Here is a 3070-nt window from a genome sequence, read left to right as displayed (position 1 = left end):
GTATGTTCTTTGAAAACTAGATAACAGTGTAGCTCATATTTTTTAATTTTTAGTTTGGTTAAGTTAGAAAGGGCGCACGGTGGATGCCTTGACACTAGGAGTCGATGAAGGACGGGACTAACGCCGATATGCTTCGGGGAGCTGTAAGTAAGCTTTGATCCGAAGATTTCCGAATGGGGAAACCCACCATACGTAATGGTATGGTATCCTTATCTGAATACATAGGGTAAGGAAGACAGACCCAGGGAACTGAAACATCTAAGTACCTGGAGGAAGAGAAAGCAAATGCGATTTCCTGAGTAGCGGCGAGCGAAACGGAACATAGCCCAAACCAAGAGGCTTGCCTCTTGGGGTTGTAGGACATTCTATACGGAGTTACAAAGGAACGAGGTAGACGAAGCGACCTGGAAAGGTCCGTCGTAGAGGGTAACAACCCCGTAGTCGAAACTTCGTTCTCTCTTGAATGTATCCTGAGTACGGCGGAACACGTGAAATTCCGTCGGAATCTGGGAGGACCATCTCCCAAGGCTAAATACTCCCTAGTGATCGATAGTGAACCAGTACCGTGAGGGAAAGGTGAAAAGCACCCCGGAAGGGGAGTGAAAGAGATCCTGAAACCGTGTGCCTACAAATAGTCAGAGCCCGTTAATGGGTGATGGCGTGCCTTTTGTAGAATGAACCGGCGAGTTACGATCCCGTGCGAGGTTAAGCTGAAGAGGCGGAGCCGCAGCGAAAGCGAGTCTGAATAGGGCGTTTAGTACGTGGTCGTAGACCCGAAACCAGGTGATCTACCCATGTCCAGGGTGAAGTTCAGGTAACACTGAATGGAGGCCCGAACCCACGCACGTTGAAAAGTGCGGGGATGAGGTGTGGGTAGCGGAGAAATTCCAATCGAACCTGGAGATAGCTGGTTCTCCCCGAAATAGCTTTAGGGCTAGCCTTAAGTGTAAGAGTCTTGGAGGTAGAGCACTGATTGGACTAGGGGTCCTCATCGGATTACCGAATTCAGTCAAACTCCGAATGCCAATGACTTATCCTTAGGAGTCAGACTGCGAGTGATAAGATCCGTAGTCAAAAGGGAAACAGCCCAGACCGCCAGCTAAGGTCCCAAAGTGTGTATTAAGTGGAAAAGGATGTGGAGTTGCTTAGACAACTAGGATGTTGGCTTAGAAGCAGCCACCATTTAAAGAGTGCGTAATAGCTCACTAGTCGAGTGACTCTGCGCCGAAAATGTACCGGGGCTAAATACACCACCGAAGCTGCGGATTGATACCAATGGTATCAGTGGTAGGGGAGCGTTCTAAGGACAGTGAAGTCAGACCGTAAGGACTGGTGGAGTGCTTAGAAGTGAGAATGCCGGTATGAGTAGCGAAAGACGGGTGAGAATCCCGTCCACCGAATGCCTAAGGTTTCCTGAGGAAGGCTCGTCCGCTCAGGGTTAGTCAGGACCTAAGCCGAGGCCGACAGGCGTAGGCGATGGACAACAGGTTGATATTCCTGTACCACCTCTTTATCGTTTGAGCAATGGAGGGACGCAGAAGGATAGAAGAAGCGTGCGATTGGTTGTGCACGTCCAAGCAGTTAGGCTGATAAGTAGGCAAATCCGCTTATCGTGAAGGCTGAGCTGTGATGGGGAAGCTCCTTATGGAGCGAAGTCTTTGATTCCCCGCTGCCAAGAAAAGCTTCTAGCGAGATAAAAGGTGCCTGTACCGCAAACCGACACAGGTAGGCGAGGAGAGAATCCTAAGGTGTGCGAGAGAACTCTGGTTAAGGAACTCGGCAAAATGACCCCGTAACTTCGGGAGAAGGGGTGCTTTCTTAACGGAAAGCCGCAGTGAATAGGCCCAAGCGACTGTTTAGCAAAAACACAGCTCTCTGCGAAGCCGTAAGGCGAAGTATAGGGGGTGACACCTGCCCGGTGCTGGAAGGTTAAGGAGAGGGGTTAGCGTAAGCGAAGCTCTGAACTGAAGCCCCAGTAAACGGCGGCCGTAACTATAACGGTCCTAAGGTAGCGAAATTCCTTGTCGGGTAAGTTCCGACCCGCACGAAAGGTGTAACGATTTGGGCACTGTCTCAACCAGAGACTCGGTGAAATTATAGTACCTGTGAAGATGCAGGTTACCCGCGACAGGACGGAAAGACCCCGTGGAGCTTTACTGTAGCCTGATATTGAATTTTGGTACAGTTTGTACAGGATAGGCGGGAGCCTTTGAAACCGGAGCGCTAGCTTCGGTGGAGGCGCTGGTGGGATACCGCCCTGACTGTATTGAAATTCTAACCTACGGGTCTTATCGACCCGGGAGACAGTGTCAGGTGGGCAGTTTGACTGGGGCGGTCGCCTCCTAAAGTGTAACGGAGGCGCCCAAAGGTTCCCTCAGAATGGTTGGAAATCATTCGTAGAGTGCAAAGGCATAAGGGAGCTTGACTGCGAGACCTACAAGTCGAGCAGGGACGAAAGTCGGGCTTAGTGATCCGGTGGTTCCGCATGGAAGGGCCATCGCTCAACGGATAAAAGCTACCCCGGGGATAACAGGCTTATCTCCCCCAAGAGTCCACATCGACGGGGAGGTTTGGCACCTCGATGTCGGCTCATCGCATCCTGGGGCTGTAGTCGGTCCCAAGGGTTGGGCTGTTCGCCCATTAAAGCGGTACGCGAGCTGGGTTCAGAACGTCGTGAGACAGTTCGGTCCCTATCCGTCGTGGGCGTAGGAAATTTGAGAGGAGCTGTCCTTAGTACGAGAGGACCGGGATGGACGCACCGCTGGTGTACCAGTTGTTCTGCCAAGGGCATAGCTGGGTAGCTATGTGCGGAAGGGATAAGTGCTGAAAGCATCTAAGCATGAAGCCCCCCTCAAGATGAGATTTCCCATAGCGTAAGCTAGTAAGATCCCTGAAAGATGATCAGGTTGATAGGTTCGAGGTGGAAGCATGGTGACATGTGGAGCTGACGAATACTAATAGATCGAGGACTTAACCATATAATATGTAGCAAATGTTATCTAGTTTTGAAGGAATATGCCTTCATAGTTTGGTGATGATGGCAGAGAGGTCACACCCGTTCCCATACCGA

1 rRNA gene is annotated in these 3070 nt (G+C 51.0%); it reads left to right on the top strand.

Annotated elements, in window-relative coordinates:
• Positions 1 to 56 precede the first annotated feature (56 nt).
• Positions 57 to 2978 (top strand): 23S ribosomal RNA (locus tag ACYVEC_RS29345).
• Positions 2979 to 3070 lie beyond the last annotated feature (92 nt).

This window comes from Bacillus sp. MN7755 (assembly GCF_054771475.1).
The sequence above is the reverse complement of the archived record's forward strand: the minus strand, read 5'-3'. Positions and strand labels throughout refer to the sequence as shown.